Source organism: Pseudoclavibacter sp. RFBJ3, assembly GCF_002931375.1.
Lineage (GTDB): Bacteria > Actinomycetota > Actinomycetes > Actinomycetales > Microbacteriaceae > Pseudoclavibacter.
Genome location: NZ_PSXZ01000022.1, coordinates 16,944 through 30,018 on the forward strand (window position 1 = coordinate 16,944; position 13,075 = coordinate 30,018).

Genomic DNA, 13,075 nt, shown 5'->3' on the forward strand with positions numbered 1-13,075 from the left:
GATGCGACAGAATGCACGGGAGCTCGCATGCCATCACCCTCGTCACCGCACGGCCAGATCTCACTCGCCCAGCTACTCGCGCGCCCCGAGCTGCACCTCGAGGTGCTCGTGCCCGGCGACCTCGATGTGAGCATCCGCTGGGTCGCGACGAGCGACCTCACCGACCCGACGCCGTACCTCCTCGGCGGCGAGTTTCTGCTGACGGCCGGCGTCGGGCTGCGCGACCTCGACCACGCCGAGCTGGAGGGCTACGTCGAACGGGCCGTCAGCGCCGGCGTCGTCGCGCTCGGCCTCGGCATCGACCCGGTGTTCCACGAGGTGCCACCCGCCCTCCTCGAGGCCTGCACCGCGAGCGACCTCACCCTCGTGCGCATCCCCAGCGACACCCCGTTCGTGGCCGTGTCGCGCACCTTCGCCGAGATGACCGAGCTGCGGCGAGTGGATGCGCTGCGCACGCTCGCCGACGCGACCCGCCGGCTGCTGCGCGCCGCCTCCGCGGACCAGCCCGAGACGGCCGTGGCGGCGGCGCTCGCCGAGCGGCTCGGCTCCTGGGCCGCGATCGTCGGGCCGGGCGGCGCGGTGCGCGCGCGGGCCGGCCAGGTGCCACCCGCACCCGTACTGGGGGCCCTCGCCGAGTCGGCAGACCAGACGAGGGGCGGTCCGGCCGCCTACCCGCTGCGCAGCCTCGGCGGGGCCGCCCTCGGCACGCTGCTCGTGGAGGCCGCTCCCCCGGCGGGCTCGACGGCGCACGCGTTCCTCACGACGGCGCACGGCATGCTCGAGCTCATCGCGAGGCAACGCACCTCCGGCAGCGTCGCGCCCGGCCAGCTGCTCGTGCCGCTCCTCCTCGAAGCCGACGACGTGTTCGCCCGCCCGGACGGCGGCCAGGACACCGAGCTGTGGCGCGACCTCCTCCTGCAGGCGGCCGGCGGAGACGCGCGCGCCCGAACCCTCCGGGTCGTCGTCGCCTGCGCGCCCTCCACCCTCAAGGACGCGAGCGAGCTGCACCGCTGGCGCAGCCTCTTCGACACGAAGCTCGTGACCATCTCGGCGGAGCACGCCACCGTCACCCTCATCACCCGCCTCGACGTCACGGAACGGCGCCTCGCCGCGTTCCTCGACGAGGGGTGGAGCTTCGTCGTCGGCCGACCCGTCACGGCCGAGCAGCTGCGTGCATCCGCCGCGGAAGTTCGCGCACTGGAGCGGCGAGCGAGGGAAGACGGCGGGGTGGTGCGCGTCGGCGCCGACCTCGCGCCCGTGCACTCGTTCATCGGCGCAGCCTCGGGGCGTGCCCTCGCCGAGCGACGTCTCGAACCGCTCCTCGAGCTCGACGCAGAGGCCCGGAACGCGCGCCTCGCGCTACTGCGCGCCTGGCTGCACGCGAACGGGCACTGGGATGCGACGGGCCGCGAGCTCGGGATGCACCGCAACAGCGTGCGCCGCGGCATCGACCAGCTGCGGGGGCTGCTCGGGCTCGACCTCGACGACGCCCGCGTGCGCGCCGAGCTCGTCATCGCCCTCGAGTACGTGGAGTAGCTACCCGGCGAACCACTCGGTCAGGACCCAGAGCAGCACCAGCGCCGCGACGACGATCGCGAACACCGGCGCCCCAGCCACGAGCACCTCGCCGAGACTCGCCCCGCCTCGGTACCGGCGCCGCACGAGCACCGGGGAGAGCGGCTCGCTGACCAGCGTGACGCGGCACCCGGCCGAGCGGAGCGCATCCACGACCCCGAGACCGTGCGGCGTGAACGCCGCGATCGTCTCGCCGCTGCCCCGCAGGATCACTCGCGCGGCAGATCCCGGTCCCATCCTCGTCGGAAGCAGCAGGCGCTCGACGACAACGACCTCGTCGATGACGGCGAGCGGGATGACCCGCTCCCTCCCCCGAACGGAGTTGATCACAAGAACGGTCTTCTCGACCCTCGCTTCGACGAACCGGCCGAAGAGCACCACGCCCGCGGCGAACGCCACGGCCCCGAGGATCGCCAGGACCGCGCCGCCCACCGAGCCCTGCGCCCACGGCCCCGCGGCAGCCTCGACGAGCCCGAACCACGCGAGGCCGACGAGCAACGCAACGGCGGCGATGACCAGAAACCACCGCCCAGCCCGTACCGACATGCGGTCCCTCCGTTCTGCCCGCCGAGCGTGCCCCGAGCCGGGCTTCTCCGCCCCGCGCAGACGGCGGTCAGCCAGCCGCACGAGCAAGCCACCAGGGTAGCCCGCGCACCACCGCAGGCGCCCGCCGTCGCGGTAGGCTTCGGGCACGCTCTCCCAGCGCGCAGCACCGCACCTCAGCGAGACCAGTGCTCGCCGAACGCACCGCTGCATCACTTGGCCTGAGCCGAGGTGACCTCGACGTGACCCGTTCCATCGACGCCCGAGCAGCACGCATCCCGCTTCGCGCGACGCGAGGCGATGCCCTGCGCCCGGCCCTCCTGCTCATCGCCGTGCTCGCGCTCGCCCTCGGCGGCGTGCAGCTCGCCGTCGGCGTGGACGCGCCCATCCCGTTCTGGGTGCCGCTCGCCTTCACCGCCGTGTTCTTCGTCTGGACGGCCGCCGGCGTCATCGCGTGGTGGCAGCGCCCCCTGAGCATGGTCGGCGGCCTGCTGCTCGTCGGCGCGATCGCCATGTTCCTCGGCGGGGTCGGCAACCTGGGCCTCCCCGTGCTCGTGGAGCTGAGCACCATCTTCGCGACCCTCATCCTCGCCGTCACGGTGCACCTGCTGCACGCGTTCCCGTCCGGACGTCTGCAGGGGCGCGTCTCCATCGCCACGGTCGCCGTCGGCTACGGCGTGACGCTCCTGCTGCAGATCCCGCTCTACGTGCTCCCACCCGACACGCTCCCGCACCTCGTCGGAGTCTGGGTGCAGGCGTTTGTCGGCCTCGGCGTCATGGGGGTCACTGCGGCCCTCCTCATCCGCCGCCTCCGCTCGGCCGACCCGAAGAACCTGCGCGTCCTGCTCCCCCTCTACCTGTACGGCATCCTCGCGGTGCTGAGCATCCCCCTTTCCGCGAACGTGCTGCGCCTCCTCGGCGCGCCCGGCGAGGTGATCGGCTCCATCCAGCTGGTCGTCATCGCGGGCATCCCCATCGCCTTCCTCCTCGGCGTGCTCATCGGCGGCTACGCGCAGACCGTGGAGGCGGAGGTGCTCAGCGCCTGGCTCAGCCTGGCCGGCTCCGCACGAACCGTCGTCGGAGCGGCGCTCGCCCGCTCGCTCGGCGACGACTCGCTGCGGGTCGCCTACTGGGCAGAGAACCGGCAGGTGTTCGTCGACGAAGCGGGCCTCGACGTTGATGTCCGCGCCCAGTCGACACCACGCCGGTGGCAGGAGGTGCACGTCGAGTCCCGACTGGTCGGCGCCATCAGCTACGACGAGCGGATGATCGCAGACCCCGAGACCGTGCGCCGGGCAGGTCGTGTGCTCGCCATCGCGCTCGACCGCGAGCGCCTCACCGCCGCGCTCCTCGCGAGCAACGAGGCGCTGCAGCAGTCAAGGCTCCGCATCGTGGAGACCGCCGACCGCGAGCGCAACCGCATCGCCCGCGACCTCCACGACGGCCTGCAGGTGCAGCTCGTGCTGCTGGCGCTCGAGGCCCAGCAGATCGCGAACTCCGGCGACGCGCATCCGTCGACCGTGACAGAGGCGACCGCGCTCAGGCACCGCATCGACACGGCAGCCGCCGACCTCCGCCGCCTCGTGCACGCTGTGCTGCCGTCGGCGCTCGTCGAGCGCGGGCTGACGGCGGCCGCCGAAGACCTCGTCGATCGCCTCGAGATCCCCGCGAGCCTCGTCAGCGACGCCGACGACAGCACCTTGGCTCCCGCGACGTCACAGTCGGCGTATCTCATCATGGCCGAGGCCCTCACGAACGCCGTCAAGCACTCCGACGCACGCACCGTGAACGTGCGCATCACGCAGCAGGGCGCGCTGCTCAGCGTGACGGTGAAAGACGACGGCCGCGGCGGGGCACGGGTCGAGGACGGCACCGGATTGAAGGGGCTCGTCGACCGGATCGACACCCTCGGCGGCTCCTTCGAGCTCGTCTCGCCCCTCGGATCGGGAACGGAAGTACGGGTGGAGCTGCCATGCGGGTCGTGATCGGCGAAGACGAAGCGCTGCTGCGCGAGGGGCTCAGGCATGTCCTCAGCAACGACGGCTTCGAGGTGGTCGCCGCGGTCGGCACCGCCGTCGAGCTCGAGGTCGAGGTCGCGCGGCTCGCGCCCGACCTCGTGATCACCGACATCCGGATGCCCCCGACCTTCACCGACGAAGGTCTCGTCGCGGCCCTCCGCATCCGGCAGGCGCATCCGGATGCCGCCGTGGTCGTGCTGTCGCAGCACGTGCAGCGGCGCTACGCGAGCGAGCTCATCGGGCAACGCGACGGTGGCGTCGGCTACCTGCTCAAGCAGCGCATCGCCGATGTTCGGGCCTTCACCGCCGACCTGCGCCACGTGCAGGCGGGCGGCACCGTGCTCGACCCCGACGTCGTGGCCGTGCTCCTCGCGCGGGCGACGAAAATCAGCGGGCCCGTCGGGGAGCTCACGCCACGGCAGCTCGACGTGCTCGGGCTCATGGCCGAAGGCCGCAGCAACAGCTACATCGCCGCGAGGCTCGGTTCCTCCGAGAAGGCCGTCGTGCACCACACCTCCAACATCTACGACGCCTTCGACCTGCCCGTCGCTGCCGACGACCACCGCCGAGTGCTCGCGGTCGTCCGCTACCTCGCGGCCGCCGGAGACGTGGATGCCGGCGGGCGCTGAGGCTCCCCCGCCCCGGCGTCGGATTCCAGCTCAGCCGCCCAGGTCGGGCCGAACGCTCCAGCCGGGAGCTCTCTGACTCCTCCGACCTCTCTGACTCCTCTGACTCCTCTGACTCCTCTGACTCTCAGCTCGCGACCGGCGAGCTGTAGAGGGTGCCGATGAGCTGCTTCGCGATCTCGGTGGCGGGCCCAGCGCCGTTCGCGGCCGGGGCGAGGTTCGCCCAGACGACGAGCGTCACGTCGGCGACCGGGTCGTAGCCCATGAAGGAGTTGAAGCCCGGGAGCTCGCCCGTGTGGCCGTAGAACTGCCCGAAGTGGGCGATGTTGTAGCCGTACGACGGGTCAGCCGGGTTCTTCGTCGTGGGCTGGAAGCTGTCCATGCGCGCCTGCTGCATGTCTGGTTCCAGGATGTCGCCGCTCTTCCCGCCGAGCGCCTCCACCCAGTCGGCGAGGTCGCCCGCGGTCGAGATGCCGGAGCCAGCCGACCACGCCCACGACGGGTTGTCGAGGGTGCCGTCATTCGGGGTGAACGTGCCCTCCTCGACCTGCTTCATGAGGTCCGGCGGCAGCTTCGACGAGCCGATCGTGTTGACGTTGGTCCACCAGAAGTAGCCGTCGGAGTGCGGCGATGGGATACTGCTGTCCCCGATCTCGGGGAACGACGTCTCGTCGAGGCCGAGCGGCGTGAAGATCCGCTCGTCGTAGATCTCAGCGAGCGGCTTCCCGTCGAGGTCCTCGGCGATGAGCCCGAGGAGGATCGTGTTGGTGTTCGAGTAGTGGTACTCGGTGCCGGGCTCGAAGTCGACCGGCAGAGGAAGCGCCATCTGGATGAGCTCTTCCGGCTCCCACACGCGGTCCGGGTCCTCATCCAGTGCCGTGTTGAGCTCGAGCGTCTCCGTGTAGTTGGCGAGCCCGCTGCGCATGAGCAGCATCTGCTCGATCGTGATGTTGTCGCCGTTCGGCACGTCGGGCCGGTACTTCGACACGGGGTCCGCGAGCGCGATCTTGCCCTCCTGCACGAGCTGCAGGATGACGGTGCCCGTCCACGTCTTCGTGTTGGAGCCGATGCGGATATGGTCGTCGACCGAGACGGGCGTGCTGCCGCCGGGACTCGTCACCCCGTAGGTCGCCGTGAACTCCCCCTCTGGCGTGCGCAACAGCATCACGGCGCCCGGCTGGCCGAGCTCCTCCGCGGTCTCCTCGAAGATCGCGGTCACGGCCGCCTCGTCGAACGGCTTCAGCGTGGATGTCGGTGCCTCGGTCTCCGCGGCCTGCGCCGTGCAGGAGACGAGGGCGAGGGCGGCGACCATGGCGGTCGCCGTGTACGTCGTTCTCTTCGCGATCTTGGACATGTGCTGTCTCCTCCTGGATTGCGTGCGAACTCGGGGATGCTCGGTCAGTACGACTGCTGGATGATCGCCGCGACCTTGCCTACGTCATCGTTCGCTTCGAAGACCCCGGGCATGCCCTCGTAGAAGCCCTGGTTCACGATGATCGTGAACGCCAGGTTGCGGCCGGACTCGGTGACCATGACACCGCCGAGGGTCTTGGTGCCGAGCCGGAGCCTGCCGTTGAACGCGTCGGCGCTCGCGAGCGTTCCCGTCTTGGCGAAGACCTTCCCGGCGGCGGGGCTGTCCTTCTGCACGTCGGCGAGCGACCCGTCGACGCCGAGGATCGGCATCGTGTCGCGCCAGCGCTCGCCGTCGGGACGCTCCGCCATGAGGCTCTGGATCTGCACGGCATTCTTCGGGGTGATGTAGTTGCCTTCGAGCCCGGAGCCGTCGACGAGGGAGGCGCCCGTCGTGTCGAGGCCGGCCTCGGCCCAGATGGCTTGCGCGACCCCCATGCCGTCCTTGTTGCAGTCGGTCTTGCCCGCGTCGACCGCGAGGCGGCAGACGAGAGTCTGTGCGCCGCGGTTGTAGCTGACCTTCATGACGTAGGTGATCTCCTCGGCGAGCGGCAGCGACTCGAGCTCCGCGACCGCGGGGAGCGCCTCGACGGCGTCCCAGTTCGGGAGGGCCGACTTCGGGTTCTCCGCGGAGGGATCGGCGCTGACGGTGACCCCCGCGCGCTCCAGGGCTTCGATGAACGCCGTGCGGGCGAAGGTCGACGGGTCGTCGAACTCGAAGACCCGCAGAACGGGGTCGGCGTCCGCGGCGATCGTGCCGGTCACGATAATCGTGTTCGGATCGCTCGCCGACACCTCCGGCGCCTCGACCTTGTACTCCTCACCAGCTGGGACCGTCTCCACCTGGAGGTCGAGCGCCCACTTTCCGACGGCGGGTGTGAGCGCCGCGGTCGCGGGAGCGCCCGCGTCCCCCGGTGTGACGAGCACGTCGAGGAGGTTCTGGTTGATGACGATGGGGGTGATCGGCTGCTCGGCGAGCGTGCCCTGGAACAGGCGGTCGTCGATGATCACGTCGCCGCTCACCGTCGTGATCCCGGACGCCTTCACCTGCGTGGCCAGCTCGTCGAGGCCCGTCAGGGGATCCTCGGGCGTGAGCGTCGCCCCCGGCAGGGGGTTCGCGTCGTTGTGGTCGAGGTTCGCGAAGCTGACGCTGCCGTCGTCCTTGGTGCGTCCGCCCATCGTCAGGTCGCCCTGCCCGACCAGCACGAGATCACCGTCGAGCGTGCCAGCCGTGACCTCGCCCGACTGCTTCACCGGCGTCACAACCGTGTGGTCAGGACCCCACTTCACCCATGCGGCACCGGCGCTGTACGTCTTCACGAAGGAGCCCGGCTCGGCGAGCTTCTCGCCGTCCAAGTCGACGAGCACCTCACCCGTGTCCAGATCCTCGACCGCGATCGACCAGCGGCCGCTCGCGAACTGCGGCTGATTCATGACCTCGAGTGCCGCATCCGGAAGCCCAGGGACGGACACGAGCGTCGTCCCGTCCCACACCGGGACGTCCGCATCGTTCGCGTCGGCCGCGACGCACCCCGTGAGCAGCAGCATCGCGACGGCCCCCGCCGTCAGGACGCGGGCGCCGCGGCCGAACCCTGCTCCGTGTGCTCGCCCGGCAACACCGTCGGCGATCACGCGCCCGCTCCGTTCGCGAGGACCTCAGCGAGGGCGCGGAAGGCGATATCAGCCGGATGCCCGGCAGGGCTGTCCGACTCGTTCATGTAGACGACGATGCTCGCGCCCGTCGCGGGATCGTGGAAGGTGGCGGCCGTGAAGCCGAGCCCCTCGCCGTTATGGCCGAGCCACCCGTTCGTCTCCCCCATCCCCACCGCATACAGGTCGTAGGGCGGCTTCGGGATCTCGTGGCCCACCTGGCGCAGCTCCTGCGTCTCCGGCTTCAACAGTGATCCCGAACCGAGCGTCTCCGCCCAGGCGCGCCCATCCTCGAGCGTGGAGAAGAGCGAGCCGGCGGCGCCGAGGATCGACGGGTTCTCGCTCTGCGCGACGGGGGTGCCGTCGTCGATGACGTAGCCCGTGGGATGCGGTTGCGCCCAGTCGTCGACGTCGGTCAGGTACGTCGTGCCCGTCTGCCCGAGCGGGGTGAGGATGCGCGCGTCGAGCGCATCCGCGTACGGCTCGCCTGTGACCTTCTCGACGACCGCGCCGAGCAGGTTCGTGTTGGCGTTCGTGTATAGGTACTCGGCACCGGGCTCGAACCGCGCCGGCTGATCGACGACGGGGGCGTTCAGCTCCTCCAGGGTGTAGATCTTCGTCGGGTCGGAGAGGAACTCGTCCTGGAAGGCCTCCGTGACGTAGTCGGCGTTCCCGCTCGACATGTTCGCGAGCTGCAGGAGCGTGATCCTGTCGCCGTTCGTGATGCCCTCGACGTACTGATCGATGGTGTCGTCGAGGCTCAGCTTGCCCTCGTCGGCGAGCTGCAGGATGAGCGTGACCGTGTACGACTTCGTGATGCTGCGGATCGGCCACGACATGTCCGTCGTGACGGGCGTCCTGTCCTCGACGTTCGCGAGTCCCGTGACCGTCGTCCACGAGCCCTGGCCCGGGATCCACACCCCGGCGGCCGCACCTGGCACCTCGAGCTCGGCCATCACCGCGTCGAGCGCAGCCTGCAGCCCGTCCTGGAGTTCCGCGGGCAGTTCGCCGTCCGGCGCGGCGGGGCGCGTGACCTCAGGAGCCGCCGAGTCAGTCGCGCTCCCCGCGCCGTCACCGCCGGCAGACGTGCATCCGCTCGCCAACAGGCCGATGGCAGCGGCCATCGCCGCCATGCCGAGAAGACGAGCAGATCGGGGTGCTCTGGATGCTTGGGATGCTCTGGAGGGGGCTTGGGGGCTGCGCATGATTCCTCATTCGTCGAGGTTCCCTGAGAGACGTCGGGAAGATCACATCTCAGGAATCACACTCGCCGACGCGGGCACTCGCGACAATGGACCTAGGTCCCTGTTGAGGACGCCAGCCGTCACGCGATCCGGCTGCTCTTGCTTCGGGGCTTGCTTCGGCTCCTGCTCCTGCTCCTTCGCCGGGTTCAGTAGCATCGCGCTCATGAGCGAATCGCGCGTGAGGCCACGTCGTATCGAGAAGGAGCTGGGCCTGGCGGCGAAGGGCCGCGGCGGAATCGCCCTCGTGCTCGGCCTCGCGCTCGCCTTCGGAGGCACGCTGACGGCGTGCACACCAGTCACGCCTCCGTCGGAGCCTGGCGAGACGATCTTGCCCGGGCCGGGGCCCGCGAGTACGACAACCACGGACACGACTGTTCTCTATGCCGCCGGCCGCGAGCCGACGGCCATCATGGAGGCGAGAGTCGGGGGCACGCTCGCGCTCAGCGAGGGCGGATGCTGGGTCGTCGAGACGGACGAAGGGCAGACCTTCGTCCAGTTCCCTTTTGGCTCGTCGCTCACGCCCGGCGGGCAGAGCATCGACGTGCCGGGCTTCGCGACCGTGGGTGCCGGGGACAGCATCGACGGGAGCGGCGGGTACGGCAGCGCGCCAGCGGATGCGCCCGAGGTCTGCGGAGCGCCGGGGCAGCCGATGGTGTTCTGGCAGTCGGCCTGATCAGCCCCGGAGGGCAAACACCTGGGCCTCAGCCAGACGGGTTCTCGACCGGGAAGCCCTCGGCGTCCGTGCCAGCTTCGGGGTCGACCTCGCTCGGCGGGGTGGGCGCGCTCTCGTGTCGAGCTGCGTCCGGGTCGCCGCGGTCCTCGCCCACGGCACGGACGCTGCGCAGCGCATCCCGTTCGGCAGCCTCGGCCGCCTGCGCGGCGCTCTGGCCCTCGTCGGGAGTGTTGGCACCTACTGGTTCATGGGTCATGGACCGGACGCTACGCGACGAAGATCCACCGGCCCCAGGGGTTGCGCCCAGGCGCTTCCGGTGCTGCGTGCGCCGGTCAGCGGCGGCCGGCGCCCTGGCTGTCGCCCTCGGATGCCAAGACCTGCGCGTCTCGTCGGCGTCGCTCAGCCTCACGGTAGACGACCCACAGGAGCGCGGTCGGCAGGATGAGCAGGATGCGCAGAAGCACATCCCCGGTCTGGAAGGACGCGCCGACGACAAGCACCGACAGCAGCACGAGCCCCGCGAGGATCCAGCGGCGAGTGGTGGCGTCTTCCATGTTGGCCTCCGGTCCTTGATGTCGTGGCTCGCGCTCCGGTCGCGCTCCCCCTGGAATCGCGTTCGCGGCAGTCAACCAGGCGTAGCTCCGAGTTGGCTCCGCTGGCGCCGTCGCACCTGGGCAGGCCCAGGTCTGGCCGCACTCAGGCCGTCTCGGTCCGCACGGCCTCGACGTGCATCGCCGTCTGCTGGAGCGCCGAACGCAGCGTGAAACCGTCGAGATTCGCCCAGCCGGCCGACCATGTGAGGCGAGAGGCGATCTCGAAGATCGAGGCGTCGGGCGATGCCTCGAGGGCGCTGGCGACCTCATCGGTGCGGCGCTGGTGGTGGCGCGCATGCTCACCGCAGCGTTCGGCAAGCCCCACGAACCGGTAGCCGTGCCCCGGCACGGCCTCGTCGACGCCGAGCTCGACGATGCGCCGAAGCGAGCGCTGGTACTGGAGCACCGGGTTGTTGCCATCGTCGCCGCCAAGGCCGAGCCCCGGGTGCAGCACGGGCGAGACGTGGTCGCCGGTGAACACCAGCCGGGTCTCCTCGTCGACGATCGACAGGTGCCCGGGTGTGTGGCCCGGGGTGTGGACGGCACGCAGCCGCCTGCCGGGCACGTCGAGCAGCTGCGCGTCATCGACAAGCACGTCGGCGCGCAGCGAGACCGGCGTCGCCGACCGCCCGACGAGCCGAAGGATCTCCGGGCGGCGATCGACCGGCACACCCCAGTCGACGAGCCTGGCCGTCTCGACCTCGATGCTCGGCACGTCCGCAGCCAGCGCATCGAGCGCCGCCTGCTCGGCACGGTGCAGCACGATCGGCGCACCCGTCGCGTCCCGGAGCCGCTCGGCCAGACCGAGGTGATCGTGATGCAGGTGCGTCGCGATGATCGACCGCACCTGGTCGAGCCGGTGGCCGGTCGCCGTGATGGCGTCGGAGAGCACGGCGAGGTTCGCTTCGGAGTCTGAGCCGGGGTCGATGACGTGCACGCCACCCGCCTCGTCGGCGATCACCGACGCGAGCGTGCACGGGATGCGGCCGCCTGGCGTCGGCCCCGCGGGCATCGGGCTGCCCACCGTCCAGATCCCGTCTCGGACCGCCTCGAGGGGCGCCACGGCCCCGTCGTGCCAGGCCGCCTCCTGCGCGGCGCTGCTCGCCGCGACGCCTGAGCCGCTCATGCCGCAGTCACCTGTTCTGGCGGAGCTCCGAGCCAAGTGCATCCCATGCCAGAAGCCTAGGACGCGGACGCGCGCGTAGACACCGGCAGTAACTCCGACACCGACAGCGGCCCTGACTCCGACGGCGACGGGGACGGGGACGGGGCGCGTGTGCGGGCGCCGCCCGAAGCTCCAGGCCGTCGACCATCGTGACCAACTTCAGTGCCAGAACCGCCCAAACCGCCCTTGGAACAGTGAGGAAGCGCGATTCTGCACGGAAGTTGGTCAGCATCCGGCGAGAGCGAACCAGCAGACGCGGACGCAGTCCAGCTAGCGGCGCACCGCGAACATCGAGACGAGCTCGTAGACGACGTGCGCCGCGGCGACGCCCGTGAGCTCGGCATGGTCGTAGGCCGGCGACACCTCGACGACATCTGCGCCGACGACGTTGAGGTCCGCGAGACCACGCAGGATCTCGAGCAGCTCGCGGCTCGTCATCCCGCCAGCCTCTGGCGTCCCCGTGCCGGGCGCGTGCGCGGGGTCGAGCACATCGATGTCGATGGAGATGTACAGCGGGCGATCCCCGATGCGCTGCCGAAGCTGCTGCACGACCGCATCCGCTCCGCGCCGGTAGATGTCGGCCGAGCTGACGATGCCGAACCCGAAGCGCTCGTCGTCCTCGAGGTCCTGCTTGCCGTACAGCGGGCCGCGCGTGCCGACGTGGCTGAGCGCGTCCGTATCGAGGAGCCCCTCCTCGAAGGCCCGGCGGAACGGGGTGCCGTGTGTGTACGCCGCACCGAAGTAGGTGTCCCACGTATCGAGGTGCGCGTCGAAGTGCAGCATCGCGACGGGGCCGTGGATGCGCGCCATGTTGCGCAGGAGCGGCAGCGCGATCGTGTGGTCGCCGCCGATCGTGACGATCTTCGCGCCCGTGTCGCTGAGGGCCTTCGCGGCCTGCTCCACGGTCCCGAGCGCCTCCTCGATGTCGAACGGGTTGACGGCGACGTCGCCGGCGTCGGCGACCTGCTGCGCTGCGAACGGCGACACGTCGAGCGTCGGGTGGTAGGGGCGCAGGAGGCGGCTCGACTGGCGCACGTGCGCCGGACCGAAGCGAGCACCGGGGCGGTACGAGACGCCGCTGTCGAACGGGACCCCGAGGATCGCCACGTCGAGCTTCTCGACCTCATCGACCCTCGGCAGCAGCGCGAAGGTCGCGGGCCCTGCGAAGCGAGGAACCTGCGCCGAATCGGTCGGTCCGACGTTGCCGTCCTGCGTCACCCGAGCGGGGTTCATCCAGAAGAAATCGTTGCTCACTGTGGGGCCTCCTTGCCGCGTGCTTCTCCCCAGAAGCTAGCGAAAAAGACCTCAGGCGACGCGCACACTTTGCACCCGGAGGTCCAAGCATCGGTGCAAATCGCACGCACCCCTCGCCCGCAGGATTCCCCACTCCACCCCTTCCATCGTCCCCTATCCACCCGCGCCACCCCACTCCGCGCTACCTCGCCCCACCCCACGGCACCCACACCGGAGCGATCGCGGCCCGGCGAGTCGCCCTCTGGCGCCAACGCTTGAGGGCGACTCGCCGGGCAGCGATCGCTCCGGTGTGGGTGCCGTGGGGTGGGGCGAGGTAGCGCGGAG

At 70.6% G+C, this 13,075-nt stretch carries 12 protein-coding genes; 4 read left to right on the forward strand and 8 right to left on the reverse strand.

Translation table 11 applies throughout. From position 1 onward, the window contains the following. Nucleotides 1–27: 27 nt before the first annotated feature. A complete protein-coding gene (locus C5E07_RS17430; protein ID WP_104301101.1) occupies nt 28–1,536 on the forward strand; it encodes a PucR family transcriptional regulator in 1,509 nt (502 codons plus the stop codon). Here C5E07_RS17430 and C5E07_RS17435 read toward each other — a convergent pair whose 3' ends face one another. Further along, complete coding sequence (locus C5E07_RS17435) at nt 1,537–2,121, reverse strand: hypothetical protein (protein WP_104301103.1); 585 nt, start codon at nt 2,119–2,121, stop codon at nt 1,537–1,539. Between the two features lie 239 nt (nt 2,122–2,360). Between C5E07_RS17435 and C5E07_RS17440 the strand changes: the two genes are divergently transcribed. Next, on the forward strand, nt 2,361–4,103 hold the full coding sequence (locus tag C5E07_RS17440; protein WP_146080645.1) for a sensor histidine kinase: 1,743 nt from the start codon (nt 2,361–2,363) through the stop codon (nt 4,101–4,103). After that, the gene (locus C5E07_RS17445) at nt 4,091–4,765 is read left to right on the forward strand and encodes a response regulator transcription factor (protein WP_104301108.1); all 675 of its coding nucleotides are present in this window, start codon (nt 4,091–4,093) and stop codon (nt 4,763–4,765) included. Before C5E07_RS17440 ends, C5E07_RS17445 begins: the two co-directional genes overlap by 13 nt. A 124-nt stretch (nt 4,766–4,889) precedes the next feature. Here the strand turns inward: C5E07_RS17445 and C5E07_RS17450 are convergent, their stop codons facing one another. From C5E07_RS17450 to C5E07_RS17460, 3 genes are read right to left on the reverse strand one after another with little or no spacing between them, the layout of a single operon-like run. After that, entirely contained in the window at nt 4,890–6,116 is a 1,227-nt protein-coding gene (locus C5E07_RS17450; RefSeq protein ID WP_104301110.1) for a serine hydrolase, read from the reverse strand. Between the two features lie 44 nt (nt 6,117–6,160). Further along, a complete protein-coding gene (dacB, locus tag C5E07_RS17455; protein ID WP_219820049.1) occupies nt 6,161–7,804 on the reverse strand; it encodes a D-alanyl-D-alanine carboxypeptidase/D-alanyl-D-alanine-endopeptidase in 1,644 nt (547 codons plus the stop codon). Next, nucleotides 7,801–9,027, reverse strand: coding sequence for a serine hydrolase (locus C5E07_RS17460; protein ID WP_104301112.1), 1,227 nt, complete (start codon nt 9,025–9,027; stop codon nt 7,801–7,803). The genes dacB and C5E07_RS17460 overlap by 4 nt, the downstream gene beginning before the upstream one ends. Nucleotides 9,028–9,229: 202 nt before the next feature. Between C5E07_RS17460 and C5E07_RS17465 the strand changes: the two genes are divergently transcribed. Next, nucleotides 9,230–9,739, forward strand: coding sequence for a hypothetical protein (locus C5E07_RS17465; RefSeq protein ID WP_104308683.1), 510 nt, complete (start codon nt 9,230–9,232; stop codon nt 9,737–9,739). Nucleotides 9,740–9,767: 28 nt separating this feature from the next. On the opposite strand, the gene C5E07_RS17470 is transcribed toward C5E07_RS17465, so the two are convergent. The 4 genes from C5E07_RS17470 to speB all read right to left on the reverse strand — a co-directional run bounded on the left by C5E07_RS17470 (nt 9,768) and on the right by speB (nt 12,730). Then, entirely contained in the window at nt 9,768–9,995 is a 228-nt protein-coding gene (locus C5E07_RS17470; protein WP_104301116.1) for a hypothetical protein, read from the reverse strand. A 76-nt stretch (nt 9,996–10,071) separates the two neighbouring features. Next, nucleotides 10,072–10,293, reverse strand: coding sequence for a hypothetical protein (locus C5E07_RS17475; RefSeq protein ID WP_104301118.1), 222 nt, complete (start codon nt 10,291–10,293; stop codon nt 10,072–10,074). Between the two features lie 142 nt (nt 10,294–10,435). Then, entirely contained in the window at nt 10,436–11,458 is a 1,023-nt protein-coding gene (locus C5E07_RS17480) for an MBL fold metallo-hydrolase (protein WP_181058146.1), read from the reverse strand. 309 nt (nt 11,459–11,767) lie between these two features. Next, the gene (gene speB / locus C5E07_RS17485) at nt 11,768–12,730 is read right to left on the reverse strand and encodes an agmatinase (RefSeq protein WP_104301129.1); all 963 of its coding nucleotides are present in this window, start codon (nt 12,728–12,730) and stop codon (nt 11,768–11,770) included. Nucleotides 12,731–13,075 lie beyond the last annotated feature (345 nt).

Coding starts and splice junctions, on each gene's coding strand:
- C5E07_RS17470 (WP_104301116.1), bottom strand. CDS start 9,995: ATGACCCATGAACCAGTAGGTGCCAACACTCCCGACGAGGGCCAGAGC.
- C5E07_RS17465 (WP_104308683.1), top strand. CDS start 9,230: ATGAGCGAATCGCGCGTGAGGCCACGTCGTATCGAGAAGGAGCTGGGC.
- C5E07_RS17480 (WP_181058146.1), bottom strand. CDS start 11,458: ATGAGCGGCTCAGGCGTCGCGGCGAGCAGCGCCGCGCAGGAGGCGGCC.
- speB (WP_104301129.1), bottom strand. CDS start 12,730: ATGAACCCCGCTCGGGTGACGCAGGACGGCAACGTCGGACCGACCGAT.
- C5E07_RS17460 (WP_104301112.1), bottom strand. CDS start 9,027: ATGCGCAGCCCCCAAGCCCCCTCCAGAGCATCCCAAGCATCCAGAGCA.
- C5E07_RS17445 (WP_104301108.1), top strand. CDS start 4,091: ATGCGGGTCGTGATCGGCGAAGACGAAGCGCTGCTGCGCGAGGGGCTC.
- C5E07_RS17450 (WP_104301110.1), bottom strand. CDS start 6,116: ATGTCCAAGATCGCGAAGAGAACGACGTACACGGCGACCGCCATGGTC.
- C5E07_RS17430 (WP_104301101.1), top strand. CDS start 28: ATGCCATCACCCTCGTCACCGCACGGCCAGATCTCACTCGCCCAGCTA.
- C5E07_RS17475 (WP_104301118.1), bottom strand. CDS start 10,293: ATGGAAGACGCCACCACTCGCCGCTGGATCCTCGCGGGGCTCGTGCTG.
- C5E07_RS17435 (WP_104301103.1), bottom strand. CDS start 2,121: ATGTCGGTACGGGCTGGGCGGTGGTTTCTGGTCATCGCCGCCGTTGCG.